General features: G+C 72.2%; 24 protein-coding genes. 9 read left to right on the forward strand and 15 right to left on the reverse strand.

Features of this window, described 5'->3' with window-relative positions; genetic code table 11:
* Positions 1–3: 3 nt before the first annotated feature.
* The gene (locus ACWGJB_RS43375) at positions 4–675 is read right to left on the reverse strand and encodes a TetR/AcrR family transcriptional regulator (protein ID WP_453385538.1); all 672 of its coding nucleotides are present in this window, start codon (positions 673–675) and stop codon (positions 4–6) included.
* A gap of 196 nt (positions 676–871) precedes the next feature.
* Between ACWGJB_RS43375 and ACWGJB_RS43380 the strand changes: the two genes are divergently transcribed.
* From ACWGJB_RS43380 to ACWGJB_RS43390, 3 genes are all read left to right on the forward strand, one after another.
* On the forward strand, positions 872–1,918 hold the full coding sequence (locus ACWGJB_RS43380; protein WP_453385539.1) for a LacI family DNA-binding transcriptional regulator: 1,047 nt from the start codon (positions 872–874) through the stop codon (positions 1,916–1,918).
* Between the two features lie 120 nt (positions 1,919–2,038).
* A complete protein-coding gene (locus ACWGJB_RS43385) occupies positions 2,039–3,475 on the forward strand; it encodes an aldehyde dehydrogenase family protein (protein WP_453385540.1) in 1,437 nt (478 codons plus the stop codon).
* A gap of 301 nt (positions 3,476–3,776) precedes the next feature.
* Positions 3,777–4,697 carry an aldo/keto reductase gene (locus tag ACWGJB_RS43390; RefSeq protein WP_453385541.1) on the forward strand — a complete coding sequence of 307 codons (921 nt, stop codon included), beginning with the start codon at positions 3,777–3,779 and terminating at the stop codon, positions 4,695–4,697.
* Positions 4,698–4,778: 81 nt separating this feature from the next.
* On the opposite strand, the gene trxA is transcribed toward ACWGJB_RS43390, so the two are convergent.
* Positions 4,779–5,159: a thioredoxin gene (gene trxA / locus ACWGJB_RS43395; protein WP_453385542.1), complete on the reverse strand. Its 381-nt coding sequence runs from the start codon at positions 5,157–5,159 to the stop codon at positions 4,779–4,781.
* A gap of 133 nt (positions 5,160–5,292) precedes the next feature.
* Here trxA and ACWGJB_RS43400 point away from each other — a divergent pair, with 133 nt between their 5' ends.
* Positions 5,293–6,720 carry a dihydrolipoyl dehydrogenase family protein gene (locus ACWGJB_RS43400; RefSeq protein ID WP_453385543.1) on the forward strand — a complete coding sequence of 476 codons (1,428 nt, stop codon included), beginning with the start codon at positions 5,293–5,295 and terminating at the stop codon, positions 6,718–6,720.
* 106 nt (positions 6,721–6,826) lie between these two features.
* Here the strand turns inward: ACWGJB_RS43400 and ACWGJB_RS43405 are convergent, their stop codons facing one another.
* Positions 6,827–7,471: a peptide deformylase gene (locus ACWGJB_RS43405; RefSeq protein ID WP_453385544.1), complete on the reverse strand. Its 645-nt coding sequence runs from the start codon at positions 7,469–7,471 to the stop codon at positions 6,827–6,829.
* A gap of 124 nt (positions 7,472–7,595) precedes the next feature.
* On the opposite strand from ACWGJB_RS43405, the gene ACWGJB_RS43410 reads away from it, so the two are divergent.
* The 3 genes from ACWGJB_RS43410 to ACWGJB_RS43420 all read left to right on the forward strand — a co-directional run bounded on the left by ACWGJB_RS43410 (position 7,596) and on the right by ACWGJB_RS43420 (position 10,468).
* Positions 7,596–9,044, forward strand: a complete 1,449-nt coding sequence (locus tag ACWGJB_RS43410; protein WP_453385545.1) for a PepSY-associated TM helix domain-containing protein — start codon at positions 7,596–7,598, stop codon at positions 9,042–9,044.
* Between the two features lie 80 nt (positions 9,045–9,124).
* Complete coding sequence (locus ACWGJB_RS43415) at positions 9,125–9,541, forward strand: BlaI/MecI/CopY family transcriptional regulator (RefSeq protein WP_453385546.1); 417 nt, start codon at positions 9,125–9,127, stop codon at positions 9,539–9,541.
* 6 nt (positions 9,542–9,547) lie between these two features.
* Positions 9,548–10,468 (forward strand): M56 family metallopeptidase, encoded by a 921-nt coding sequence (locus tag ACWGJB_RS43420; protein ID WP_453385547.1) that lies wholly within the window; start codon positions 9,548–9,550, stop codon positions 10,466–10,468.
* 124 nt (positions 10,469–10,592) lie between these two features.
* Here the strand turns inward: ACWGJB_RS43420 and ACWGJB_RS43425 are convergent, their stop codons facing one another.
* Positions 10,593–10,940, reverse strand: a complete 348-nt coding sequence (locus tag ACWGJB_RS43425) for a tetratricopeptide repeat protein (protein WP_453385548.1) — start codon at positions 10,938–10,940, stop codon at positions 10,593–10,595.
* A 212-nt stretch (positions 10,941–11,152) separates the two neighbouring features.
* Here ACWGJB_RS43425 and ACWGJB_RS43430 point away from each other — a divergent pair, with 212 nt between their 5' ends.
* Positions 11,153–12,001, forward strand: coding sequence for a chitosanase (locus ACWGJB_RS43430; RefSeq protein WP_453385549.1), 849 nt, complete (start codon positions 11,153–11,155; stop codon positions 11,999–12,001).
* Positions 12,002–12,069: 68 nt separating this feature from the next.
* Here ACWGJB_RS43430 and ACWGJB_RS43435 read toward each other — a convergent pair whose 3' ends face one another.
* From ACWGJB_RS43435 to ACWGJB_RS43445, 3 genes are read right to left on the reverse strand one after another with little or no spacing between them, the layout of a single operon-like run.
* Complete coding sequence (locus tag ACWGJB_RS43435; protein WP_453385550.1) at positions 12,070–12,876, reverse strand: SAM-dependent methyltransferase; 807 nt, start codon at positions 12,874–12,876, stop codon at positions 12,070–12,072.
* Between the two features lie 37 nt (positions 12,877–12,913).
* On the reverse strand, positions 12,914–13,174 hold the full coding sequence (locus ACWGJB_RS43440; RefSeq protein WP_453385551.1) for a DUF397 domain-containing protein: 261 nt from the start codon (positions 13,172–13,174) through the stop codon (positions 12,914–12,916).
* On the reverse strand, positions 13,171–13,992 hold the full coding sequence (locus ACWGJB_RS43445; RefSeq protein WP_453385595.1) for a helix-turn-helix domain-containing protein: 822 nt from the start codon (positions 13,990–13,992) through the stop codon (positions 13,171–13,173). The genes ACWGJB_RS43440 and ACWGJB_RS43445 overlap by 4 nt, the downstream gene beginning before the upstream one ends.
* 403 nt (positions 13,993–14,395) lie before the next feature.
* On the opposite strand from ACWGJB_RS43445, the gene ACWGJB_RS43450 reads away from it, so the two are divergent.
* Positions 14,396–14,722 carry an ATP-binding protein gene (locus ACWGJB_RS43450; RefSeq protein ID WP_453385552.1) on the forward strand — a complete coding sequence of 109 codons (327 nt, stop codon included), beginning with the start codon at positions 14,396–14,398 and terminating at the stop codon, positions 14,720–14,722.
* Between the two features lie 212 nt (positions 14,723–14,934).
* On the opposite strand, the gene ACWGJB_RS43455 is transcribed toward ACWGJB_RS43450, so the two are convergent.
* The 8 genes from ACWGJB_RS43455 to ACWGJB_RS43490 form a co-directional block, all read right to left on the reverse strand.
* On the reverse strand, positions 14,935–15,861 hold the full coding sequence (locus ACWGJB_RS43455; RefSeq protein WP_453385553.1) for an endo alpha-1,4 polygalactosaminidase: 927 nt from the start codon (positions 15,859–15,861) through the stop codon (positions 14,935–14,937).
* Entirely contained in the window at positions 15,858–16,520 is a 663-nt protein-coding gene (locus ACWGJB_RS43460; protein ID WP_453385554.1) for a spherulation-specific family 4 protein, read from the reverse strand. Before ACWGJB_RS43460 ends, ACWGJB_RS43455 begins: the two co-directional genes overlap by 4 nt.
* A complete protein-coding gene (locus tag ACWGJB_RS43465) occupies positions 16,517–17,410 on the reverse strand; it encodes an NAD-dependent epimerase/dehydratase family protein (protein WP_453385555.1) in 894 nt (297 codons plus the stop codon). Before ACWGJB_RS43465 ends, ACWGJB_RS43460 begins: the two co-directional genes overlap by 4 nt.
* A gap of 7 nt (positions 17,411–17,417) precedes the next feature.
* The gene (locus ACWGJB_RS43470; protein ID WP_453385556.1) at positions 17,418–18,131 is read right to left on the reverse strand and encodes a nucleotidyltransferase family protein; all 714 of its coding nucleotides are present in this window, start codon (positions 18,129–18,131) and stop codon (positions 17,418–17,420) included.
* A gap of 43 nt (positions 18,132–18,174) precedes the next feature.
* On the reverse strand, positions 18,175–19,176 hold the full coding sequence (locus ACWGJB_RS43475; protein WP_453385557.1) for a GDP-mannose 4,6-dehydratase: 1,002 nt from the start codon (positions 19,174–19,176) through the stop codon (positions 18,175–18,177).
* 41 nt (positions 19,177–19,217) lie between these two features.
* Complete coding sequence (locus ACWGJB_RS43480; RefSeq protein ID WP_453385558.1) at positions 19,218–20,636, reverse strand: hypothetical protein; 1,419 nt, start codon at positions 20,634–20,636, stop codon at positions 19,218–19,220.
* Entirely contained in the window at positions 20,633–22,150 is a 1,518-nt protein-coding gene (gene pelF, locus ACWGJB_RS43485) for a GT4 family glycosyltransferase PelF (RefSeq protein WP_453385559.1), read from the reverse strand. Before pelF ends, ACWGJB_RS43480 begins: the two co-directional genes overlap by 4 nt.
* Before the next feature lie 113 nt (positions 22,151–22,263).
* Entirely contained in the window at positions 22,264–24,420 is a 2,157-nt protein-coding gene (locus tag ACWGJB_RS43490; RefSeq protein ID WP_453385560.1) for a hypothetical protein, read from the reverse strand.
* Positions 24,421–24,589 lie beyond the last annotated feature (169 nt).

A 24,589-nucleotide genomic window follows, 5' to 3' on the forward strand; every position in this document is an offset into this window, starting at 1 on the left:
CTCCTATGCGTGAGGTTCGGGTACGGCGGTACGTTCGATGCCGTTGATCAGGGCCTGGAAGGCCCAGGACGCACGGGCCCCGGGCGGCCCCGACAGGAGCAGCCCGGACGCGGCGGCGATGTGCGGGTGGGTCCGCTCCGACACCTCGCCGAGCGCGTGGCCGAGCGCGTCCCAGTCCCCCCGGGACTCCCCGCCCGCGTGCTCGGCTGCGGTCGCGGTGGCGCGCTGGAGCAGCAGGTCGACGCCCCAGGCGGCCCGCTCGCGCGGCACCCCGCCCTCGTCGAGCAGGCCCAGCAGGTTCTCGATCAGGTCCAGGTAGTGCGGGCCGCTCGGCCACGCGGTCAGCGCGGAGCGGGCGAGGCTCGGATACTCCAGGAGCAGCTGCGTGTACGCGATGAGCACCCGCTCCAGCCGCTCCCGCCAGTCACCCTCGGCCGGGGCCGGGGCCAGAGTGCCGAGCAGTTCGTCCAGAACCGCCGCGTGCAGCTCGGCGGTGTTGCGGACGTAGACGTACAGCGAGGCCGGCCCGGTGTCGAGCTCCTGGGCCAGGCGCCGCATGGTGACCTTCTGCAGGCCCTCGGCGCGCAGGACCTCCACGGCGACGCCGACGATGCCCTCCCTGGTCAGAGCGGGCTTGGCGGGACGCTCCCGGCGAGAGCGGGGGGTTGCTGACATGTGTCGACCGTAGCGAACATGTTCGTTGCGAACAAGTTCGGAACGAACATGTTCGCCCGATGGAGTGATGGGCGGTGTGGTGGGCGGTGTGATGAGTGGCGTGATGGGCGGTGCGATGAGCGGCGCGGCGGGCCCAATTCGTGCAACGGTGAACCACCTTGCCCCGCCGGTCTCCCCTCCCCGGCCTTCTGCCAAGATGCCGTACGTCATGGTGCAGATACCGAATACGCCCTCGGCAGCGTTGCCGACTTCGCGCTCGGTCCCCACGAGCGCCGATGTGGCCCGTCTGGCCGGCGTCTCCCGCGCGACCGTCTCCTACGTCCTCAACAACACCAGTGCCGTACGGATCAGTGAGCCCACCCGTCGCCGGGTCCACGAGGCCGCGAAGGAACTGGGGTACGTCCCGCACGCGGCCGCCCGCAGCCTGCGCGCCGGCCACAGCCGGATGGTCCTGATGCCCGCCCCGGCCATCCCGATGGGCCCGCTCTACGGCCAGTTCATCAACGACCTCCAGTGGGCCCTCAGCCGCCTCGACTACACGGTCGTCCAGTACGGCACCGCGGGCCTGCGCGGCGACGAAGCCGCCCGCGCCTGGGCCGAGTTGAGGCCGGTGGCCGTGCTGGTCCCGGGCGCCGGACTCGGCACCGAGGGCGTCGCTGTCCTCAAACGGGCCGGTGCCCGCGCCGTGGTCACCCTCGGCCCCGAGCGGGTCGACGGCGCACACGCCCTGCTGATGGACCATGACGTCGTCGGCCGCTGCGCCGGTGCCCACCTGTACGCCCGTGGCCGGCGCCGCATCGGCGTGGTCGTCCCCGAGGACATCGGCCTGGAGACCTACTCCCGGCCCCGCCTCGAAGGCGTCCGCCGGGCCCTGTACGGCACCGACGCCACGGTGACCGAGCTGCCGCTCGGCTACACGGAGGAATCGGCCGCCGGACTCGCCGCACGCTGGCGGGAGTTGGGGATCGACTCGGTGTTCGCGTACAACGACGAGTACGCGATGCTGTTAATGCGCGCCCTCCAGGACGAGGGCGTGCGTGTCCCCGAGGACGCCGCCGTGGTCGGCGCCGACGACCTGATGCTCGGCCGGCTGCTGCGGCCCCGGCTCTCCACGATCCACATCGAGCTGCCCTCCGGCCGTGAGCTCGCCGAACTGGTCGACCGCGTGGTGCGCGACCCGGGCGGCGCGCCGGAGATGCGCGAGGTGCTCGGCGCCTCGGTGGTACGGCGCGAGTCCAGCTGATGGGTCACCCTGGTCGGGGCGGTGCTTTTCCGGGCCCCCTGACTAGGATGTTGCGCGCTCAACAAAACGGCTCACGGGCGCCGTGGGCCGCGCAACCCCGGTGATCGATCGGAGACCGTCATGCCGCTGCTCGACCCGAAGACCTGGCAGGCGAGCGCCCTGTCCGGCCCGCAGTACGCCGTCACCGAGCCCGCCACCGGCGACACGCTCGGCACGGTCACCCTGGCCGCCCCCGCGGACGTCTCCCCGGCCGCCGCGGCCGCCCGCGCCGCGCAGCGTGACTGGGCCCGCGCGCCGCACTTCGTGCGGGCCCAAGTCCTGCGCCGCGCAGGTGACTTGTTCACGGAGCACGCCGACGAACTGCGCGAGTGGATCGTCCGCGAGTCCGGCTCCATACCCGGCAAGGCGGACTTCGAACTGCATGTCGCCGCCCAGGAGTGCTACGAGGCCGCCGCCCTCGCCTCCCGCCCGGTGGGCCAGGTGCTGCCCAGTGAGGCGCCCCGGCTGTCGTACACCCGCCGGGTCCCGGTCGGTGTGGTCGGGGTGATCGCGCCGTTCAACGCGCCGCTGATCCTGTCCATCCGCTCGGTGGCGCCCGCCCTCGCCCTGGGCAACGGGGTGGTCCTGAAGCCCGACCCGCGCACCGCCGTCTGCGGCGGGCTCTCCCTTGCCGCGGTGTTCGCCGAGGCCGGCCTGCCGGAGGGGCTGCTGCAGGTACTGCCCGGCGCGGCCGGCGTCGGTGCGGCGCTGGTCGAGGACCCGGGGATACCGGTGATCTCCTTCACCGGATCGACGGCGGCCGGCCGCGCGGTCGGGGAGGCCGCGGGGCGCCGTCTGAAGCGCGCCCATCTAGAACTCGGCGGCAACTCCGCCCTGATCGTCCTGGAGGACGCCGACCTCGACGCGGTGATCTCCACCGCGGCCTGGGGATCCTTCTTCCACCAGGGCCAGATCTGCATGACCACCGGACGGCACCTGGTCCACAGCTCACTGGTCGAGGAGTACGTCGAACGCCTCGCCGCCAAGGCCGACTCCCTCGCCGTCGGCGACCCCCACCGTGAGCAGGTCCACCTCGGCCCGATCATCGACGACGCGCAACTCGCCAAGATCCACGGCCTGGTGGAGGCGAGCACTGCCCAGGGCGCGAAACTCGCCGCCGGTGGCACCCACGAGAACCTCTTCTACCGGCCCACCGTCATCTCGGGCGTCGACGACCGCACCCCCGCCTACGCCGAGGAGGTCTTCGGGCCGGTGGCGCCCGTGCGCGCCTTCGCCGACGCCGACGAGGCCGCCGCCCTCGCGGCCGGCAGCGCCTATGGCCTCTCTCTCGGCATCGTGACCCGGGACGCGGCGCGCGGCCTGGACCTCGCCGAACGCATCCCGACCGGCATCGTCCACATCAACGACCAGACGGTGAACGACGAGGCCGTGGCCCCCTTCGGCGGCGTCGCCGCCTCCGGCACCGGGGCACGGTTCGGCGGCGAGTCCAACCTGGAGGCGTTCACGGACGTGCGATGGACGACCGTGCGCGGGGACGTGGCGTCGTACCCCTTCTGAGCCGTGCCGGATCGAGTAATTCTGGCCAAGGCGTTCTTCGCCCTGCTGCGCGCGCGTGAGACCGTCATCCGTGGGGCTGCCACAACCCCCGCATGATCGGCCTCGTGCCCCGCTGCTAGAATGCCGATCAGCACGTGAGCCTTCCTGGTGCGGATTCCGATCCCCCAGGGAGGCTTTTTTCATGCCGCCCGCCCCGGCGCCGGCTGACCCGCCTTGACGTGCTCGCCCCGTTGAGCGGCCCGAACGCGTCGCGCCCACTCACCGGGTCCCCGTTTCCCATCCGCAAGAGGAGATCCATGTCATGAGCCCACGCACGAACATCGCGGCACCCGCGGGTACTTGGCAACTCGGTGACCTGACTGTCAACCGCGTCGGGTTCGGGGCGATGCGCCTGACGGGTACCGCGCCCTTCGACCGCGGCGTGCCGCGCGCCCGCGACCGGTCGATCGGCGTGCTCCGGCGGGCGGTCGAGCTCGGCGTGAACCACATCGACACCGCCGCGTTCTACTTCTCGGCGACGCGCTCCGCCAACGAGCTGATCAACCGGGCGCTGGCGCCGTACCCGGAGGAACTGGTCATCACCACCAAGGTGGGGCCGGGCCGCGATCCCTCGGGCGCGTGGTGGTGGGCTTCACCGGCCCAACTGCGCGGCCAGGTCGAGGAGAACCTGCGCCAACTCGGCCGCGATCACCTGGACGTGGTGAACCTGCGCGTGCCACCGAGCGGGCGGACCGGCTCGATCGGCGAGCACTTCGGCGTGCTGGCCGAGCTGCGCGATGCCGGGCTGATCCGCCACCTGGGCATCTCCAACGTCACGTCCGAGCAGCTGACCGAGGCCCAGGCCATCGCCCCCGTCGTCTGTGTGCAGAACCCGTACGGGATCGGTGCGGCGAGCGAGGAACGGGCACTCCTGCGGCTCTGCGGTGAACTCGGCCTCGCCTTCGTCCCGTTCTTCGCGATCGCCGGTCCTGGGCGCGAGGCGGGTCCGGTCGCCGGTGACAGCGAGGCGGTGTGCGCCGTCGCCCGCGCGCACGGTGTGTCCGTCGCACAGGTCCGGCTGGCCTGGACCCTGCAGCAGGGGCCGCACGTGCTGGCGATCCCGGGGACCGGTGATCCGGACCACCTCGCGCAGAACATGGCGGCCGGCGCGCTGCGACTGTCGGAGGAGGAGATGGCGCGCCTCACTCGCTGCGGGACCGCCCCCTACGGGGAACACTCCTAAAGATGTAGCCGCAGTTAGAAGATCTAACTGCGGCTATGTGGCGTTACTCAAGCGATAGCTTGTCACCCGGTCGGCAGGCCGTCACTCGGCCTGCGCGCTGCCCTGCTGAGCGGCGATGCTCTTGCGTACCTCGTCCATGTCCAGCTTGCGGGCCTGGCCGATGACGTCCGTCAGCGCGGCCTCCGGCAGGGCGCCCGGCTGTGCGAAGACGGCGACCTGGTCGCGGACGATCATCAGGGTCGGGATCGACTGGATGTCGAAGGCCGCGGCCAGCTCCGGCTGCGCCTCGGTGTCGACCTTGGCGAAGACCAGGTCCGGGTTGTCCTGCGCGGCCTTCTCGTAGACCGGGGCGAACATACGGCACGGGCCGCACCAGGACGCCCAGAAGTCGATGAGAACGAACTCGTTCTCGGTGACCGTCTGGTCGAAGTTCTCCTTGGTGAGTTCCACGGTGCTGCTCATGCGTGTTTCCCTCTTCCTGATGTGGGGGGCGCCCCGCTCCGGGACGAGCCGTCCGCACAACACGTCCGACCGGGTGGGTATTCCGGCCACTACCCGTGTGGCCACGGCGCACACCACCCGCGAGACTGACCCCATGACGGAAACGGAATCCATCGCTTACGACGTCGTTGTGCTCGGTGCCGGGCCCGTGGGGGAGAACGTCGCCGACCGCACCCGTGCGGCCGGCCTCACCACCGCGGTCGTGGAGAGCGAACTCGTCGGCGGCGAATGCTCGTACTGGGCGTGCATGCCCAGCAAGGCCCTGCTGCGCCCGGTCATCGCCCAGGCCGACGCCCGCCGCCTGCCCGGCCTCGCCCAGGCGGTCCAGGGCCCGCTCGACACCCCCGCGGTCCTCGCCCGCCGCAACTACTTCGCCTCGAACTGGAAGGACGACGGCCAGATCGCCTGGCTCGACGGCATCGGCGCCGACGTGTACCGAGGCCACGGCCGCCTCGCCGGACCCCGCACGGTCACCGTGACCGGCCCCGACGGCGCCCTCACCACCCTCACCGCCCGGCACGCGGTCGCCGTCGCCACCGGCACCCGCGCCCAGCTGCCCCACCTGCCAGGACTCGCCGAGGTCAAGCCCTGGACCAGCCGTGAGGCCACCAGCGCCCAGGAGGCGCCCGGCCGGCTGATCGTCGTCGGCGGCGGTGTCGTCGCCACCGAGATGGCCACCGCCTGGCAGGCCCTCGGCTCCCGGGTCACCCTGCTGGTCCGCGGCAAGGGCCTGCTCAACCGCATGGAGCCGTTCGCCGGTGAACTCGTCGCCGAGGCGCTCAAGGAGGCCGGCGTCGACGTCCGCACCGGCACCTCCGTCGAGTCGGTGACCCGTGAGAACGGCACGGTCGTGGCCGTGACCGACGCCGGTGACCGCATCGAGGCCGACGAGATCCTCTTCGCCACCGGGCGCGTCCCGCACACCGACGACATCGGCCTGGACACCGTCGGCCTGGAACCGGGCTCCTGGCTCACCGTCGACGACACCCTCCTGGTCGAGGGCACCGACTGGCTCTACGCCGTCGGGGACGTCAACCACCGGGCGCTCCTCACCCACGAGGGCAAGTACCAGGCCCGGATCGCGGGCGACACCATCGGCGCCCGCGCCTCGGACACGCCCCTCCTGGACGGTCCCTGGGGCGCGCACGCGGCCACCGCCGACCACCATGCCGTACCGCAGGTCGTCTTCACCGACCCGGAGGCGGCGGCGGTCGGTCTCTCCCTCGCTGAGGCGGAGCAGGCCGGGTACCAGGTGCGCGCCGTCGACGTCGAATTCTCCTCGGTCGCCGGGGCGGGGCTGTACGCCGACGGCTACAAGGGGCGCGCCCGCATGGTCGTGGACCTGGAGGCGGAGATCCTGCGCGGGGTCACCTTCGTGGGGCCGGGCGTGGGCGAGCTGATCCACTCGGCGACGATCGCCGTCGCCGGGCAGGTGCCGATCAGCCGGCTGTGGCATGCGGTGCCGTCTTATCCGACGTTGAGCGAGGTGTGGCTGCGGTTGCTCGAGGCGTACCGGGGGTGAGGGCCGAAGGGGGGCTGCCGGTCGTGGGTCGTCCGCGGCTCCGTCGTGGCTGGTCGCGCAGTTCCCCGCGCCCCTTCGGGGGCGGGTCCGCGGGGCGCGGTCCTGGTCAGGGCAACTTGAAACCCAGCTCCTCCGCCGCCGTCGTCGGGGTCGGCTGGGTCCAGCGCTCCGCCGTCACCTCCGTCGACGACAGCGAGCGCAGCTCCGCGCGGTCCAGGTAGAGCGTGCCGTCGAGGTGGTCGGTCTCGTGCTGCACGATCCGGGCCGGCCACCCCGTGAACACCTCGTCGACCACGCGGCCGTGCTCGTCCTGGCCGCGCAGTCGCACCTCGGCGTGCCGGACCACCACCGCCTGATAGCCCGGCACGCTCAGGCAGCCCTCGAAGAAGGCGGCACGGGCGCCGCCGACGGGCTGGTAGACCGGGTTGACCAGGACGCGGAACGGCTGCGGGACCCGGCCGCGGGCGACGGCGACCTCCTCGGGTACCGGCGCCGGGTCCTCGATCACCGCGATCCGCAGCGGGACGCCGACCTGGGGCGCGGCCAGGCCCACGCCCGGTGCCGCGTGCATGGTGTCGCGCAGCGCCCCGACGAACCGGGCCAGCAACTCGGGGCCCAGCTGGCCGTCGTACGGCTCGGTTCCGCGCCGCAGAACCGGGTCGCCGGCCGCGACGATGGGCAACGGGCCGCCGGCGGCGAGGAGTTCCTCGACCCGCTCGGCAAGAGGTGCGCGATCACTGGGAGATGCCATCGCGCCAGCATGCCACGACAGTGAATGTGACGCGGGTCACTTTACCCGCCGGGAACTCGTTCCCCTCACTCTCCGACTACTGGACCGTCACCGCTCTCGCACGAGTCCCCCGGAGAAGCCCCCGATGTCCATCACCCCCCCGACCTCCCCCAATCTCGGCTCCGCTCGATCGGGGGGACCTCCATCGGACGAGGCCCCGAAACCGTCCGCCCTGGCCGCGTCCCCGAGCCGCTGGGCACCGCTGCGCCCCCTCGTCCTGCGTCTGCACTTCTACGCCGGCGTCCTGGTCGCCCCCTTCCTGCTCGTCGCCGCCACCACCGGCCTGCTGTACGCCTGTTCCTTCCAGGCCGAGAAACTGGTGCACGCCCATGAGCTGACCGTCCCGGTGGGCAAGTCCGAGCTGCCCGTCTCCGAGCAGGTCGCCGCGGCCCGCAAGGCCCATCCCGAGGGGACCGTCTCCGCGATACGGCCCGCGCCCGAGGCCGGTGCGACCACCAGGGTGCTGCTGTCGGGAGTGAAGGGCGTCGGCGCCGACCACACCCTCGCCGTGTTCGTCGACCCGTACACCGGGAAGGTGCGCGGCGCTCTCGAACAGTACGGCTCGACCGGCGCGCTGCCGCTGCGCACCTGGATCGACGAACTCCACCGCGATCTGCACCTCGGCGACACCGGGCGGCTCTACAGCGAGTTCGCGGCGAGCTGGCTGTGGGTGATCGCGGGCGGCGGCCTGGTGCTGTGGTTCTCCCGGCGGCGGGCGCTGCGCAAGGTGCGCGGCACCAGCGGGCGCCGGCGCACCCTCGGCCTGCACGGCAGCGTCGGCATCTGGGCCGCCGCCGGTTTCGTCTTCCTGTCGGCGACCGGCCTGACCTGGTCCACCTACGCCGGTGCCAACATCGACGAGCTGCGCACCTCGCTGGGCCAGGCCACCCCGTCCGTCTCGGCGGCCGCGAGCGGCGGCGAACACGCCGGGCACGACATGGCGTCCATGACCGGCGGCGCCGCCGACCACGCGGTGGGCCTGGACAAGGTGCTCGCCGCCGCCCGCGCCGAGGGCCTCGGCAACCCCGTCGAGATCGTCCCGCCCGCCGACGCGAACAGCGCCTACGTCGTCCGGCAGGTCCAGCGCAGCTGGCCCGAGAAACAGGACTCCGTCGCCGTCGACCCGGCCACCGGCGAGGTGACCGACGTCCTGCGGTTCGCCGACTATCCGGTGCTCGCCAAACTCACCCGCTGGGGGATCGACCTGCACACCGGCATCCTCTTCGGCATCGTCAACCAGCTCGCCCTGGCGCTCCTCGCGCTCTCCCTGATCCTGCTGATCCTGTGGGGCTACCGCATGTGGTGGCAGCGCGGCCGCGGCTCTGCCTTCGGCCGGCCGATCCCGCGCGGTGCCTGGGCGGACGTCCCGCCGTACCTGCTCGTCCCGGCGATGGTGGTGATCGCGGTGGCCGGTTACTTCGTGCCCCTGCTCGGGATCCCGCTCGCCGCCTTCGCCGTCGTGGACATCGCGCTCGGCGAGATCGCGCACCGCCGCGGGCAGCGGACGTACGGGGGCAGGGGCGGCGTGAAGTAGCGTGGTCAGACACGCCGACGCGGGTGTCACCACACGCCTGGCGCGTGTCACACACGCCGACGCCGGAGGGAGACGGGACTATGGTGCGGGCCCGGCGCGGGCAGGGGGAGCTGGAGGGCCAGGTGCTGGGCGCGCTGCGCGAGGCCGGCGGGCCCGTCACCGCCGCCTGGGTGCAGGAGCGGCTCGGCGGCGACCTCGCCTACACCACCGTGGTGACCATCCTGACCCGGCTGCTCGCCAAGGACGTCGTCGCCCGTGAACGGCAGGGCCGCGCCTTCCTGTGGACGCCGACCGCCGACGTGGCCCGGCTCGCCGCCCTGCGGATGCGCCGGCTCCTCGACGGCGAACGGGACCGGGAGGCCGTCCTGGCGAGCTTCGTCACCGCGCTGCCGCCCGGCGACGAGCAGGTGCTGCGGGCGCTCCTGGAGACCGCGGGACCGAGCCGGGTGAACAGTCGGAACACCTCGCACACCGATCACGGCGGTACGGAAGACTGACCGCCCATGGGGGTCTTCGTCTTCCTGCCGCTGGTCCTGCCGCTGACGGCCTGGCCGGTCGCCCGGCTGGCCGAGGGACGGCTGCATCCGCGCACCGCGACCCGGCTGCTCACCGCGGTGGCCGTGGTGATGGCGGGGTGCAGCACGCTCTGCCTGGCCCTGCTGATGGTGGTCGGCACCGCCCAGCTTCCCGGCAACCCCCTCCCGGACGGCTGGTCCGACCCGGAGGTACGGGCCGCGGTCCCGCACGACGACATCGCGGGCCGCGCCGCCATCCCCGCGCTCGGGGTGGTAGCCGTGCTGTGCGGGCGCACCCTCCACCGGCACCGCCGGGTCACCCGGCTGGCCCGGCGGGCGCTGACCGGACTGCCCGGCCGGGCGGTCGCGGTCCTGCCCGACCGCACCCCCTACGCCTACGCGCTGCCCGGCCGGATCGTCGTCACCACCGCCCTCCTCGACGGCCTCCACCCCGGTGAGCGCCGGGCCCTGTTCGCCCATGAACGCGCCCATGTCGCCGCCCGGCACCACCGTTACCTGCTCGCCGTGCACCTGGCGGCCCGTGCCAACCCCTTCCTGCGGCCCCTGCGCACCGCGGTCGCCTACACCGCCGAGCGCTGGGCGGACGAGGCGGCGGCCCGCTCGGTGGGGGACCGGCGCACGGTCGCCCGGGCCATCGGCAGGGCCGCGCTGCTGTCGCGGGGCACCCCGGCCCCCACCCTGGCCGCGCTGGCCGCCGCCGGCCCAGTGCCGCGCCGGGTCGCCGCGCTCCTCGGTCCCGCCCCGTCCTCCCGCGGCTGGCCGTCGGCGTTCACCGGGGCCGGTCTCGCCGTGTGGGGCGCGGCCGCGGGCACCTTCGTGTCGGCGATGTCCTCGGCGAACTCGGCGGTCACTCTCTTCCTGATCCTGCACGCGGCCACTCCCCTGTGACGGCACCGGGCGGCTCACCGGCCCGGTCGGCCTCGACGAGTTGCCGGCCCGGCGGCCGGAACCGGCGGCTGCCGGACACCGAGAAGGGCCCCGGGGAGACCCGGGGCCCTGGTGATCCGTTCCTCTACTCCTGCGGGAAGTCGCCCGCCAGCGCCGAGGCGAGACGCAGATGCGGCTCCGCCTCCTCGTGCCGGGCCTGCCGCTGGAGCGTGCGGCCCAGCATCAGCCGGGCGTAGTGCTCCACCGGGTCGCGCTCGACGATTTCGCGCAACTCGGCCTCGGCCCGGCGCAGTTGGGCCGAGTGGTAATAGGCACGCGCCAGCAGCAGCCGCGGTCCGGTCTGCTCCGGCACCTCCTCGACCAGCCCGGCGAGCACCCGCGCGGCGCCCGCGTAGTCCTTGGCGTCGAAGAACAGCTCGGCGCGGTCCCAGCGTTCGGCGAGAGTTCCCTGGTCGTAGTACGTGGTGTCCACTCGTGACCTCCTTCGAGGCCGTCAACGGACCGGGTTGGTTGAATATTCCACCACCTCTGACGGCCAGGCCCGGCCGCCGTGCCGTGGTCCGTACCTGTCTTGTTCGACCCTACGAACTTCTGCGTGACGGGTACACATCATCAGCTGGCTCTGATAGGAAACCTTCCTAATAGTGGATCCCAGTCCACCCCCCACCACCTTCTGGAGCCCACGTGAGGCACCCGAACAACCCCACGACGACCCCTGCCCCGACCTCCCGGCGCACCCTGCTCGCCCTGCTCGGCGCGTCCGCGGCCGGTGCCGTACTGCTGCGCCCCGCGCACGCGTCCGCCGCCTCGGCGGCCGCGAGCTGTGTGGGCCTCGACGACCCGGCGAAGAAGGAGATCGCCATGAAGCTGGTGTCGAGCGCGGAGAACTCCTCGCTCGACTGGAAGGCGCAGTACAAGTACATCGAGGACATCGGCGACGGCCGCGGCTACACCGCCGGGATCATCGGATTCTGCTCCGGCACCGGCGACATGCTCGACCTCGTCCAGCTCTACACCGACCGCAAGCCCGGCAACGTCCTCGCCAAGTACCTCCCGGCGCTGCGCCGGGTCAACGGAACCGACTCGCACTCCGGCCTCGACCCGAACTTCCCCGCGGACTGGCGCAAGGCCGCCCAGGACACCGCCTTCCAGCAGGCGCAGAACGACGAGCGCGACCGGGTGTACTTCAACCCCGCCGTACAGCAGGGCAAGACGGACGGGCTCGGCACGCTGGGGCAGTTCACCTACTACGACGCCATCGTCATGCACGGCGACGGCGACGACCCCACCAGCTTCCGCAACATACGCAAGCGCGCCCTCGGCCACGCGAAGCCGCCGGCGCAGGGCGGCAACGAGGTGACGTACCTCAACGCCTTCCTCGACGCGCGGGTCTGGGCCATGAAGCAGGAGGAGGCCCACAGCGACACCACCCGGGTCGACACCGAGCAGCGGGTCTTCCTGAGCAAGGGCAACCTGTGTCTGAACACCCCGCTGGACTGGAAGGTGTACGGGGACAGTTACCACATCGGCTGACCTGTTCCCGGGGCTGTTCCGGGCTGTCGTACCGTCGTGTCACCGTGCGGTACGACAGCCCGTCCGCGCTACGGCTTGATGCCCACCCCGGTCCACAGGCTGACCTCCGCGTCGGTTTCGGCCGGTTCGCCGTCCGGGCGCCAGCGGTGGCCGACCGAGACGCCGGGGTCGAGCAGTTCGAGCCCGTCGAAGAAGCGCGCCACGTCCTCGCGCGAGCGGAACTGCACCGGAGTGCCGGCGCTGTTGTAGATGTCCGTGACCCTCTGCCAGGTGGCCGGGTCGAAGTCGGGCGTGCAGTGACTCAGGGCGAGCGCGCTGCCCGAGGGGAGCACGTCCAGCAGCCGGCTGACGATGCCGTACGGGTCCTGGGCGTCCGTGACGAAGTGCATCAGGGCGTTCAGGGACAGCGCCACCGGCCGGTCCAGGTCCAGGATCTCGGACAGTTCGGGGGCGTCGAGCAGCGCCTGCGGGTCGTTGACGTCCGCCTCGATGTAGGTGGTGCGGCCCTCCGTCGTGCTGCGCATCAGACGCTCGGCGTACTTCAGGACGAGCGGGTCGTTGTCGGCGTACACCACCCGTGCTTCCGGGACCACGGACTGGGCCACCTGGTGCAGATTCGGCTCGGTGGGGATGCCGGTGCCGATGTCGAGCCACTGCCGGATGCCGTGCTCACGGGCGAGGACGCGGGTGGCGCGGTGCATGAAGGCGCGGTTCTCGCGGGCGCAGACGAAGATGCCAGGGTAGGCGGACGCCACGGTCTCGGCCGCCTGCTTGTCGACCTCGAAGTGGTCCTTGCCGCCGAGGTAGTAGTCGTACATACGGGCGGAGTGGGGCTTGCTGGTGTCGATGTCCCGCGCCGCGTGCGAGTTGGTCATCCTGAACCTTTCGGAGGGGGTGGGGGGAGGGGGGAGGTCAGCCAGTGGTCAGATGGTCGGCGAGGCCCCGCTTGACCCCGGCGACGAACGCCGTGATCTCTTCGGGGGTGTAGATCAGCGCGGGGCCGGCGGGGTCGGTCGACTGACGCAGCGCCACCCGGCCGTCGGCGAGTTGCTTCGTCTGCACGCACTGGCCTCCGTTGGGGCCGCTCCAGGGCGACTCCCAGCCCTGCTCACCGAGGTCCGTGGCGGGCATGCCGTTGTACACGTCGTGGGCACTGCCGTCGATGATGGTCATGCGTACTCCTTGCGCATGCGGTTCAGGAGCGCCCTGCTCTGCGCGTCGGAGGTCAGCAGGGACATGCGGTTGTGCGCCTCCAGATGGGCGACGACGTCGGACCGCTGGTCCAGGTACATCGCGCCGGAGAGGATCTCGCTGTAGACCACGTCGGGAAGCTCGGGCTCCTCGAAACGGAAGTAGGTGAACGGCGCGCACGCACCCACATGGGCACCGGCGGTGAACGGCACGACGTCGACGCTGACGTGCTCCAGCTCCGAGACCTCCAGGAGCCGTTCGATCTGCGTACGCATCACCTGAGGGCCGCCGACCACCCGGTGCAGGACGGCCTCCTCCATGACCACCCACAGGGTGGGCGCGTCGGCCCGCTCCAGCAGGGCCTGCCGGCGCAGCCGGAGGTTCACGCGCCGGTCCAGGTCCTCGTCGCGGTCGTTCGGGAAGCCGCCGCTCAGCACCGAACGCGCGTACTCGGGGGTCTGCAGCAGCCCCGTGGCGTAGTGCGGCTCGTAGGTGCGCAGGGTCCTGGCGCCGGTCTCCAGGCTCACGTAGGCGCTGAACCAGGTGGGCAGTACGTCACGGTAGGTGTGCCACCAGCCGGGCTCGTTCGCCCGCTCGGCGAACGCGACGAACTCGGCGGTCTCCTGCTGGTCGGCGCCATAGGTCTCGAGGAGTTTCTCCACGTAGAGAGGCTTGAGCGCCACCTCCGCCTTCTCCAGGCGGCGGATGGTCAGGGGAGCGACCCGCAGCGCCCGCGCCGCTTCGTCCAGTGACACGCCCGCTTCCTGGCGGCGCTCCTGGAGCCTGCGGCCCAGGATCATGCGCAGCACGGTGGGCGCACTGGCGCTGCTCGCGTTCGACCGGCTTTCGCTCACGCCCTACCTCCTGAGGGAACATCACCGGTACGAGTTTGACAGGCACTTGATGAAGCGACCACACCGACACCGGCATTCTGAAATTATCAGGGAGTCGGTTGCAGGGTGAACCCGACTGCGAGCATAGTTACTTGAGTAAATCGCGGTCACGCTCACGGGCAACGTACGTCTCCCGTGCGGACGTTGCTCAGCTCTGCCTGCTTCCCGCCGCAGTCGCCTCACGGAAGGCAACCACGTGTCCCCCCACGCGACCTCCCCGCTCGACCTGTTAGACGTAGTCGACCCCGACCAGGCGCACTGGATCGAGCTGCCCTCGCACCGCTCCAGTGTCAGAGTCGCCCGCCGCTCCATGAGAGAGCGCCTGAGCTCGTGGGGGATGCCCGGCGAGCTGTGCGAGGACGCGGTGCTGCTCGTGTCCGAGCTGGTCACCAACGCCGTCCGCCACACGTTCAGCGTCCGCATCCTGTGTGGCATGGGCATGATCACCGACGGTTGTCTGCGGCTGGAGGTGCACGACCACGACTACACGCGGCGGGGTCTGTTCCGGCGCGAGCCGGGGCCCGACGACGAGGGCGGCAGGGGGCTGCTGCTTGTCGAGGAACTCGCCGACTCCTGGGGCGTCGACCGGTCCCGGCTCACCAGCGGCCACGCCGTGTGGGCCACACTGACGCCCTGACACAGGCGCCGGGCACCCAGGGGGGATGGGCGGGTGCCGGGCGGGCGAGCGGGGGACTCGCCCGATCCGACTCTGCGGAGAACCGGCAGAGCCGGCGCCGACCCCGGTGAGCACGGTCGCCCCTTGTAGGGGGAGGGCGACCGTGCTCACCGGGGCACTTCCACATCCGCCGGCTCCGGAAGCGGCCGGCCGCGGTCCGGCTCCGGTCCCCGTCAGCAGGGCTTGCGCCACACCCCCAGCTCCAGCTTCTTCTGCATCGACGACAGGCCCAGCCGCCGGGACTCGGCGCAGAAGGCGCTGGGCGGTTCCTTGTACTCGACGTGGAAGACCGCCTTGCCCGCCTCGACGAACGGGGCGAGGCGGGCGCACTCGTCGTACTGGGCGCACTCCTCGTTGACCGCGAAGTCGAAGTCGGCGAGCAGCTGCGGGATCTGCGGGAGGTCGTTCTTCAGGCCCACCGACATTCCGCGCGCATGCGCGATGTCCGCGATCATGCGGTTGTAGCGAAGCTGGTCGGCGGCGGTGAGGCGGAACCCGGTGTCGTTGCCGTACCCCTCCACCAGGTCGGGCTCGACCGCGTCGAAACCCTTGTCACGGCACATGTCGAAGCGCCGCTCCATGATCGGCCGCAGCACGGACAGCTTGCGGATGTCCAGCCAGCGCTCGCCGGCCCAGCCGTTGGTGCCGCCGAGCACCGAGCGCGGGAAGGCGTCCTTGTCGGGCCGGAAGTTCTCCCAGGCGCCGACGTTGACGTAACAGATGACCTTCCGGCCGGCGGCGTGCAGCCGGGCCACGTCCGCCTTGGAGTTCTCGAAGCCGTCGATGTCGTAGACGGGCACGTCCACCGTCGGCTTGACCTCTCCGTCCAGCTGCCACTGCCAGGCCAGGCCGGGTTTGGGTCTCCACAGGGCCCTGGCCGGGTGTGCCCCGGAGGAGCCCGTCGGGGTTGCGGTGGGCGAGGCCGGGTGGACGGTGGCGGACTCTGACGGCTTGGCGGTGGGTGAACCGGGCGGCGTGGTCGAGGAGTCCGCGGGCCGGGAGGGGGCCTTGGAGGGTGCGGAGGACGAGTCCCCGTGCGCGGAGCAGCCCGCCAGCAGCCCCGCCAGGACGGCCGCGGTCAGCGCGGTCCGTGTCCTCACCACTGCGCTCCCGGCAAGGCCGGAGTCAACTGCGCCCAGGGGTTGGGCGGTTCGCCGGTCACCGGACCGCACACCGCCGCGCCCCGCTCGTGCGCGGTGCGTACCGCGAGCGGGACGAGGGGCTCGGGCACACCGTAGACGAGGTGGCACAGCCGCTCGGGCGGCTGCCGGGCGGCCCACGCCGGTCTGCTGAACGCCGAGACGTACGTCGACCAGTGCCCCTCGAAGGTGACGGTCAGGTCGGCGAGACGGACATAGCCAGGCGCCGGGTGCACGCCAGGGTTGAGCACGACCGTCCCGGCGCCCGACTTCCGTACGGCACGCACCAGCCGGCGGCAGGCAGGCAGCGCCTCCGGAGTCGCCGTCACCCGGTCGAGAAAGCAGCCGTCGGCCGCGTACCACTCCTCGTGCCGGCGCACGTCCTCGATGACCTCGGCCGGTCCGCGCATCCCGTAGTCGGTGTCGACGTACCCGAGGAGGAGCGCCCCGGCCGACCGGAGGGCGTCGGCCGCGGCGCCGAACGCCGGGTCGGGGCGGTCGCCGGGGCCGTTCGCCGGGTTGAGGACCACACCGTAGGTGCCCTTCGCGGCGGAGATCAGGCGGTGCCAGGCACCCGGGTCCTCGGCCGGGTGCACATACAGCGGAATCAGCAGGCTCACCGCGTACCGTCGCTCTCCCACAGCGCGGCCAGCGCGTCCTCCAGCGTGTGCGCCGGGCGCCAGCCCAGGGCCCGCTCGGCGGCGGAGATGTCGGAGCACTGCCACGACACCCGTGCCGAACGCACCGAGCCGCCCGTGCTCTCCTCGATACGGCCGCGGAAGCCGGCCCGGGCGGCCAGCGCGTGCACCAGCTCGCGCACCGGGACGGCCCGGCCGCCGCCGATGTTGAGGACGGGCGGCGGCGGCCCGCCGGCGGTGGCCGCGAGAACCACCGCACGGGCCACGTCTCTTACGTCCACGAAGTCGCGGTACGCCGACAGGTCGCCCAGGCGCAGTACCGCCTCCGGGTCCGGACCCGCCTCGCGCAGCAGCGCGGTGATCCGGCCGGGCAGCGAGGCGGCCGGCGCCCCGGGCCCCACCGGGTTGCCCACCCGCAGCACCACCGCGTCCAGGCCGGACGCGGTCACCGCGACCGTGCCCGCCAGCTTGGTCGCGCCGTACGGGGCCGCCGGGCTGGTCGGTGCCGACTCGGTGACCGGGGCGTCCGGGGTGCCGGGGCCGTACTCGGCGGCCGAACCGAGGTGCACCAGACGGGCTGTTGGGGCCGCGTCGCGCAGCGCGGCACAGAGCACCGCCGGGCCGCGGGCGTTGACCTCGGCGAGCCCCACCGCGTCGCCGCCGGTCGCGCCCGCGCAGTTGACCACGGTGTCGGGCGCGACGGCCGCCAGGGTCTTGACCATTTGCTCCGGGCGGACGGCGGCGAGGTCGACGTGGTGGTCGGCGCCGGCCGAGCGGCCGCCGCCGAGGACCTGCGCGCCGGGCACGGCCCGCAGTCCCGCGGCGACATGGGTGCCCAGATAGCCGGAGTGGCCCAGGACGAGAATGCGCATGACGAGCTCAGGCTCCCTTGAGCAGAAGCGACTTGCGGGTGGTGAACTCGGCGTTGGCCCGGTCGTAGTCGTCCGGGCGGCCGATGTCCAGCCAGTACCCGTCGAACTCGTAGGCGTGCGGGGGAGTTTCGGCCCTGAGCAGATCCAGCACCAACTCGTCGAAGCCGAGGGGAAGTCCGGGCGTGTAGTCGTCCAGCGTCGCACGGGACAGCCCGTACACGCCCATGGAGACGCGGTAGTCCACGCTCGGCTTCTCGGTGAACGCGACGACCTTGCTGTCGTCGGTGGTCAGCACCCCGAAGTCGATGTGCACCTTGCGGGCATAGGTGGCGATGGTCAGCGGGGCACCGGAGTCTCTGTGCCGGTCCAGGACGTCGGTGTAGTCGAGGTCGGTGAGGACGTCGCCGTTCATGACCAGGAACGTCTCGGGCAGCCGGTCACGCAGGTTGAGCAGCGGGCCCATGGTGCCCAGCGGGCTCTCCTCGGTGGCGTAGTCGACGGTCAGGCCCCACTGGGTGCCGTCGCCGACATAGGCGCGGATGATCTCGCCGAGGTGGCCGATGGCCAGGGTGACGCTGGTGAAGCCGGCGGTGGAGAGCTGGCGCAGCACGATCTCCAGGATCGCGTGCTGGTCGCCGATCGGGACGAGCGGCTTGGGCAGCGCGGTCGTGTAGGGCCGTAGCCGGACGCCCTTGCCTCCGGCCAGGATCACTGCGTGCATGGGGCTCCTCCTTCGTGTACGTGCGCAGACGTGCCGGACGAGGTCAGATGTTGTAGATGCCGGTCTTGTACCGGGCGAGGTTGGCCGGGTCGCGGAAGAACTCCACGGTCTGGCCGAGGCCCTCCTCCAGGGAGTGGCCGGGACGCCAGCCGGTGGCCGCGGTGAGCCGGCTCGCGTCGGCGACCAGCCGCATCACCTCGGAGTTGGCCGGCCGGATCCGGGCCTCGTCCTCGCGGACGTCGACGGCGGTGTCCATCACCTTGCCGATCAGCGCGACCAGGTCGCCGATCGAGATCTCCCCGCCGGTACCGGCGTTGAAGGTACGGCCCACCACCTGGTCGGCCGGCGCGGTGCCGACCGTCAGGAACGCCTGGGCGGTGTCCTTGACGAACATGAAGTCCCGGGTGGGACGCAGGTCGCCGAGGGTGATGGTGCGCTCCCCGGCCGCCAGTTGGCCGATCACCGTGGGGATCACCGCGCGCATCGACTGGCGCGGCCCGAAGGTGTTGAACGGCCGCAGCGTCACCACCGGGGTGTCGAAACTGGCGTGGTAGCTGTCGGCGAGGCGGTCCCCGCCGGCCTTCGAAGCGGCGTACGGGGACTGGGTGTTGATCGGGTGGTCCTCGGTGATCGGCACGGTCCGGGCGGTGCCGTAGGTCTCACTGGTCGAGGTGTGCACCAGCCGGGGCGTGCCGAGCGCACGGACCGCCTCCAGCACGTTGAGCGTGCCGGTGACGTTGGTGTCCACGTAGCTGTGCGGGGCCTGGTAGGAGTACGGGATCGCGATCAGCGCGGCCAGGTGGTAGGCGGTGTCGGCGCCTTCCAGGAGGCCGCGGACCGAGCCCGGGTCCCGGACGTCGCCGAGGACGATCTCCACCTGGTCCAGGACGTCCTGGGACAGGGTCTCCAGCCAGCCGAAGGAGGAGAAGGAGTTGTACTGGGCCATGGCCCGTACCCGGTGCCCGGAGGCGACCAGCGCCTCGGTGAGGTGCGAGCCGATGAAACCCTCGGCCCCGGTGACGGCGGCGAGCGGTGCGGAGGTCAACTGTCGTTTCCTTCCGGTCGGTTGTCCATGGGGGGTGTGGGCTATCCGTGCGGGGCGGGGCGGCCGAGCAGTACCAGCGCGCCGACCGCGAGACAGAGCGCGGCGGCGCCGCAGCACAGCGGCAGGGCGAGACCGGCCCCGGGGAGGTGGAACAGGGGGAACGCGCCGGCGACGGTGGCGGCGGTGAGACAGAGCGCGGCCGACGGCCAGGCCGCGCCGAACGCCTGGAGCAGCAACGCGGTCCACAGCGTGGCCGCGAGCAGCAGCAGGGCGGCCGGAGCGGCGCCCGTGAGCAGGGCGGCGGGCAGCAGCGGCGCCAGGTAGAGCAACAGACAGAGGGCGAGGATGCCGGCGGAACGCAGCAGGAAGGCGGCGGGGGTCGCGGTGGCGCGCAGCGCACGGACCGACAGCCCTCGGTAGCGGTACAGCAACCACTCCGCGGGCCCCATGCTCACGGTGAGCACGATCACCGCGTACGGCTCCTCGCGCCCCTCAAGGAGCACCAGTACCCCGGCGGCCAGCCCGAACAGGCCGTACGGCAGGGACCACAGCACCTTGGACCGGTGGCCGCCGGTGACGGCCGGGACCGAGAGGGCCTTCCACAGCACCCACCCGGTGACCGCGAGCGTCGCGGCGAGCGCCAGCAGCGGCAGCCCGGCCCGCAGCGCACGGCCCGGCTCCCACCAGGGCAGCACGGCCGCACCCGCGATCAGCGGACTGAGCGCGGCCAGCAGCAGCCGTTCCCGGGCCAGCACCAGCAGCACGCCCGCCGCCGCCAGGTACAGCGACTGGGCCGCGGCGGCCGGCACGACCAGGCCGCCCCCGGAGGCCAGGGCCGCGGCAGCCGTGGCCGGCACCGCCCCGACCGGTGCGCCGATCAGGAGGGTACGGCCCGCCTCGTGCCGTCCGGTCGTCATCCGCAGATGGGCGCGGTGGCCGAGGGCCTGCCCCCACGCCCAGGAGACCAGCCCCGCCACGATCAGCGCGGGCGCGTGCCCGGCCGCGTTCCACAGCGGAGCGGTCAGCAGATACGCCAGTCCGGGCAGAGCGAAGAGCACGCCCCGCAGCAGACAGCGCACGGTGTCCGGGCGCCACGGGTCGGCCGCGGGCGCCGGTTCCGGGAACGTCCTGGGCACCCGTTCGTAGAGCGCCGAGGCGAGCGAGAACAGGTTCGGGTGGCCGTACCGCTCGTTGATCAGGGCGGCGGACAGGCCCTCCGACTCCAGCAGCGCGGCCACTTCGTAGGGATGGACGGCGGGGCCTGTCCGGTCGGCGAGTTCGGCGGCGAGTTCGCTGACCGCGTCCTCGTCCGGGCCGCGCCGCGGCAGCCGTATTGTCAGCGTGGTGTCGTCGAGGGCCCAGCGCGGCCGGCGACGGGGCGTCGGCCGGGGCTCGGCCAACCGCAGGGCCAGCGTGTCCTGTTCGGAGCCGCCGGGTTCGAGGGATATCGGTCCGCTCACCGGGCCACGCTCCCGGTGACGGACGCCGTGGGCAGCTCGGCCGGGGTGGCCGGCTCGGGCGCCGACCGCCGCGCGCGGTCGGGGAGTTCGAGGTAGATGGCGCGAAAGGTGTCGATGGTCTGCCGGAGGGTGAACTGCTCGATCACCCGCAGCCGGGCCGCCTCGCCCAGCGCCCGGCGGCGCGCCGGATCGCCCAGCAGCTCGAGCGCGGCCGAGGCCATCGCCGCCGGATCGCGGGGCGCGACGACCAGCCCGGTGTCGCCGACGGCCTCCCGGACCCCGCCGACGTCCGTGGAGACGGTGGCCCGCCCGCAGGACATGGCCTCGATCAGCGTGAACGGGAAGCCCTCGCTGATGGAGGAGAGCATCACCACGTTGCCGGCCGCGTACGCGTCCTTGATGTCGTCGACGCGGCCCTCGAAGGTCACGGCGTCCCCGTGCCCCGACTCGGCGGCCAGGGCCTCGCAGCGCTCCCGGTAGGCCTCGCCGCCCCGGGGCGTCCCGCCGAACAACCGCAGGCGGGCCTCGGGGACCTGGGCGCGGACCAGGGCGAAGGCCCGGATCAGGGTCTCCAGGTCCTTGATGGGGTCGACCCGGCCCGCCCAGCTGAGGGTGGGCACCTCCGGTTCCGGTCCGGCCGCCGGGAACGCGGCCGGGTCCACGCCGTTGTAGACGGTTCGGATGGCCTCCGGATCGGCGCCGCCCTCCTCCTCCCAGAGCCGGTTGTAGCGGTTGCCCGGGGTGATCAGGGCCGCCTTGCGGTAGGACTCGCGGGCCAGCAGCCGGAAGAACCCGAGCACGACCGCCTTCACCGGCCAGCGATAGGGCGCGGTCCGATAGCCGAGGTAACGTTCCCGCAGGTAGACGCCGTGCTCGGTGAGCAGCAGCGGGACCCCGTGCCGTTCCAGGGCGGCCAGCCCCGGCAGCGCGGCGACGCCACCGCTCACCGCGTGCGCGACCCCGCTCTCGGGCAGCGGAGCGGTCATCGGGCGCAGGGCGTGCTCGAGGAGCGCGGTCGCGGTGAGCGCGTCGTGCAGGGTGGGCCGGGCCTCGCGCACGGCCACCCCCGGCCGGTTCCACAGCGAGGTCAGCACGGTGATCGCGGTGTCGGCGCGCAGGAACGGGCTGAGTGTGCCGTCCGCCGCGGCCCGGGCCATGGCGTACAGGGCGGGCGGGAAGCCGTCCTCCTCCCGGGGGTCGAGCAGCGCGGTGAGGAACCGGGCGTAGGCGTCGGCGAGTTGGCGGCGGCCTCGGCCCCGGGGCGGGCGGCCCGGTGGCGGTTCGCCCCACATCGGCACGGACCACACGTTCGAGACGTGTGCGGGCAGGTCCCAGACGACGGGTTCGCGTCCGGTGCCGGTGACGGCGACGATGCCGAAGTCGAAGTCGGGCATGCCCTGCACCAGTTGGTCGCACCAGACGCTGACGCCACCGTGACTGTGCGGGTAGGTGCCTTCGGTGAGCAGGGTGACGCGCGTAGTGCGGGTGCCTGGCGCGCCGTAGGGAAGGGGCATCGGTGTGCTCCACGGCCGAGGTGTGGGGTGGTCGTGCCGGTCCCGGTCGCCGCGCGGGCGGCCGGGACCGCGGGTCTGTTCTCGCTTCGGTCGTTGGTGCTGCGGAGCGCCGTTCAGTCGCCGACGGTGGCGGGTACCGACTCGGTCACACCCGCGGGGACCCGGGTGCCGGGTGCCGGATCCGTGGCCGGGCCGGTGGAGTCGACCGTGACCGCCGGGCCGGTGGAGTCGACCGTGACCGTCGGGGCGGTGGTGGTGGCCGGGAGGGTGAGGCCGATCGGGTCGCCGGCCGAGGGGGTCCAGCCGGAGACGGCGCCCGCGTACGCGGTGCCGAACGCGGTGCCGGCCAGAGTGGTCCCGGTCGGCAGGGTCGCGGTGACCTCCAGGCCGGCCGGCGCGTCGACGGTCACGGCGTCGCCGACGCGGTAGGCAGTGACCTGGCCGGCCTGGAGCGCGGCCTGCCAGTCCGCCCGGCGCTTCAGCTCGGTCCCGATGTCCTTCAACCGCAGGTTCACCACGGGGGTGTTGTCCGCGAACAGGGCCCGGTAGCCGTCGAGCACGCCGTCCAGCACCGGGTAGGCGATGCGGTCCTCGGTCAGGTTCGACTGGTGGATGTAGTGCGGCCGGGGGTCGTTGGACAGCACGTGTCCGAGGGCGATCCGGGTCTCCAGCGGCACGATCTGGCCGGTGTAGCCGGTGCTGGTGTCCAGCGGCTGCGACAGACAGGTGGTGGTGGCCGGGTTGTCCTCGCAGATACCGCTGCCGCCCTGGGCGCGACTGGTGTAGAGCCAGTTGTACTCGTCGACCTCCTCGGAGGCCTTGCCCGCGTTGTAGAAGACGTTCATCGGGTAGCGGGGGACTGTCTCGGCCGCGCCGACCTGACGCTGCTGCGGATCACGGGAGTTGTCGGAGCCCAGCCAGTCGATGCCGTTGGCGGCGAGGGCGGGCGCCAGGTTCGGGTTGTCGTCGGGCTGCTGCGGCAGGATTCGCATCCCGGAGTGCTCGCCGGTGACCAACTCGTCGTTCTCCAGGGGGAGTCCGTTGGTCTGGGCCCAGACCCGGTTGGTGGCGATCTCGTCGGAGATGTCGTTCTCGCCGACCCACTTGGTGCTGCCGTCGGCGTTGGTCTCGCAGACCCACGGCACCACGGCGGTGTTCTGCACGCAGCCGAGGAAGGCGTGCGTGTAGGTGTGGTTGATCCAGCGGAAGTCGTTCTTGTCCGCGATCAGCTTGTCGGCGAGCTGGTCGACGCCGTTGTCGTCCTCGCGCTGGTCGACGCTGCCGGAGCCGTTGAAGGCGAGGTCGAGCGTGAAGTCCTTGCTCTGCTCCCAGGCCACCGCGTGGTCGACGTCGGCGGACGTCATGCGGATCGGGTCGGGCGTGGCGTTCGGGTCGGTGCAGTCGACGTCGCCGGGCGTGCAGTTGAGCTCGGTGTTCCAGCGGTCGTCGGCGGCGAACAGGTCGTCCACGTGCACCGCGAAGTAGTTGCGGGAGGCGCCGAGGTGCACCCCGCCGGTCATCCACTCGACGATGCCGCGGGCCAGCAGCCGGAACTGCTCCTGGTACTGGTTGTAGACGAAGGTGACGACGAGTTCGCGCCGGCCGTCGTGCCGGTACTCGCCGACCAGGGAGCCCTTGGCGGACGACCCCGGGATCGTCGCCTCGACGTAGGGCGTGAAGTCGGCGCCGGCCGCCGGCTGGGCGAGGTAGGCGTAACTCTCGCCCACGGACGGGTCGTTGTCCTCGAAGGGCACGGCGCCGTCGAGGTAGCCGAAGGGGCCTGCCTGGCCTGCGGCGGTCACGTCGGCCTGGGCGCCGTCGAGGCTGCCGGAGTAGCCGGTGCCGCCGACCGGGTACTGCAATCCGGCTTCCGGACGTGCGTAGGTATAGGCATCGACCTGGGGGATCTGGTAAACCTGTTCGTACGCTGTGAGTGCCGCCATCTCGTTCGAACCGGCCGCGAACGGGTTGTCGTTGGGCAGCACCACGGCCTGGAACTTGGCGCGCGGTCGTCCGTCGACGGTGTCTGCCAGGAAGCTCGCGTCGATCGACCGCCGTCCCGACTCGGTCAGGTCGATTTCGGTGAACGGAGTTCCGGTGTCCGTCAGTTCGGCTGCGATGGCGTCGGTCGACGGCCCCCCGTCACTGACCACCAACACCCGCAGGTCGATTCTGGGTGCGTCGTCGGCATGGGCCGCGTCGGCCGGCAGGCCGAGCGTGGCTATGAGCGCACCGACCGTGAGCACGGTCGTGCGTAAGGTCCGCTTCATGCGGTGAATGTCCCCTCCCGGGCAGGGGTGAGTACGGCTCCGTAGAGCGGACGCACCCCCTACGCCGACGCCGGCTTCCCTCTGAGAGGCCGGTTCGTCGACGCATCCGTCGCGTCACATAGTGGTGTCCGTGTGTAGCTTTCGTGGTCGTGTTGCGAAACATGACGGA

The sequence above is a fragment of the Streptomyces sp. NPDC054813 genome (genome assembly GCF_053611365.1).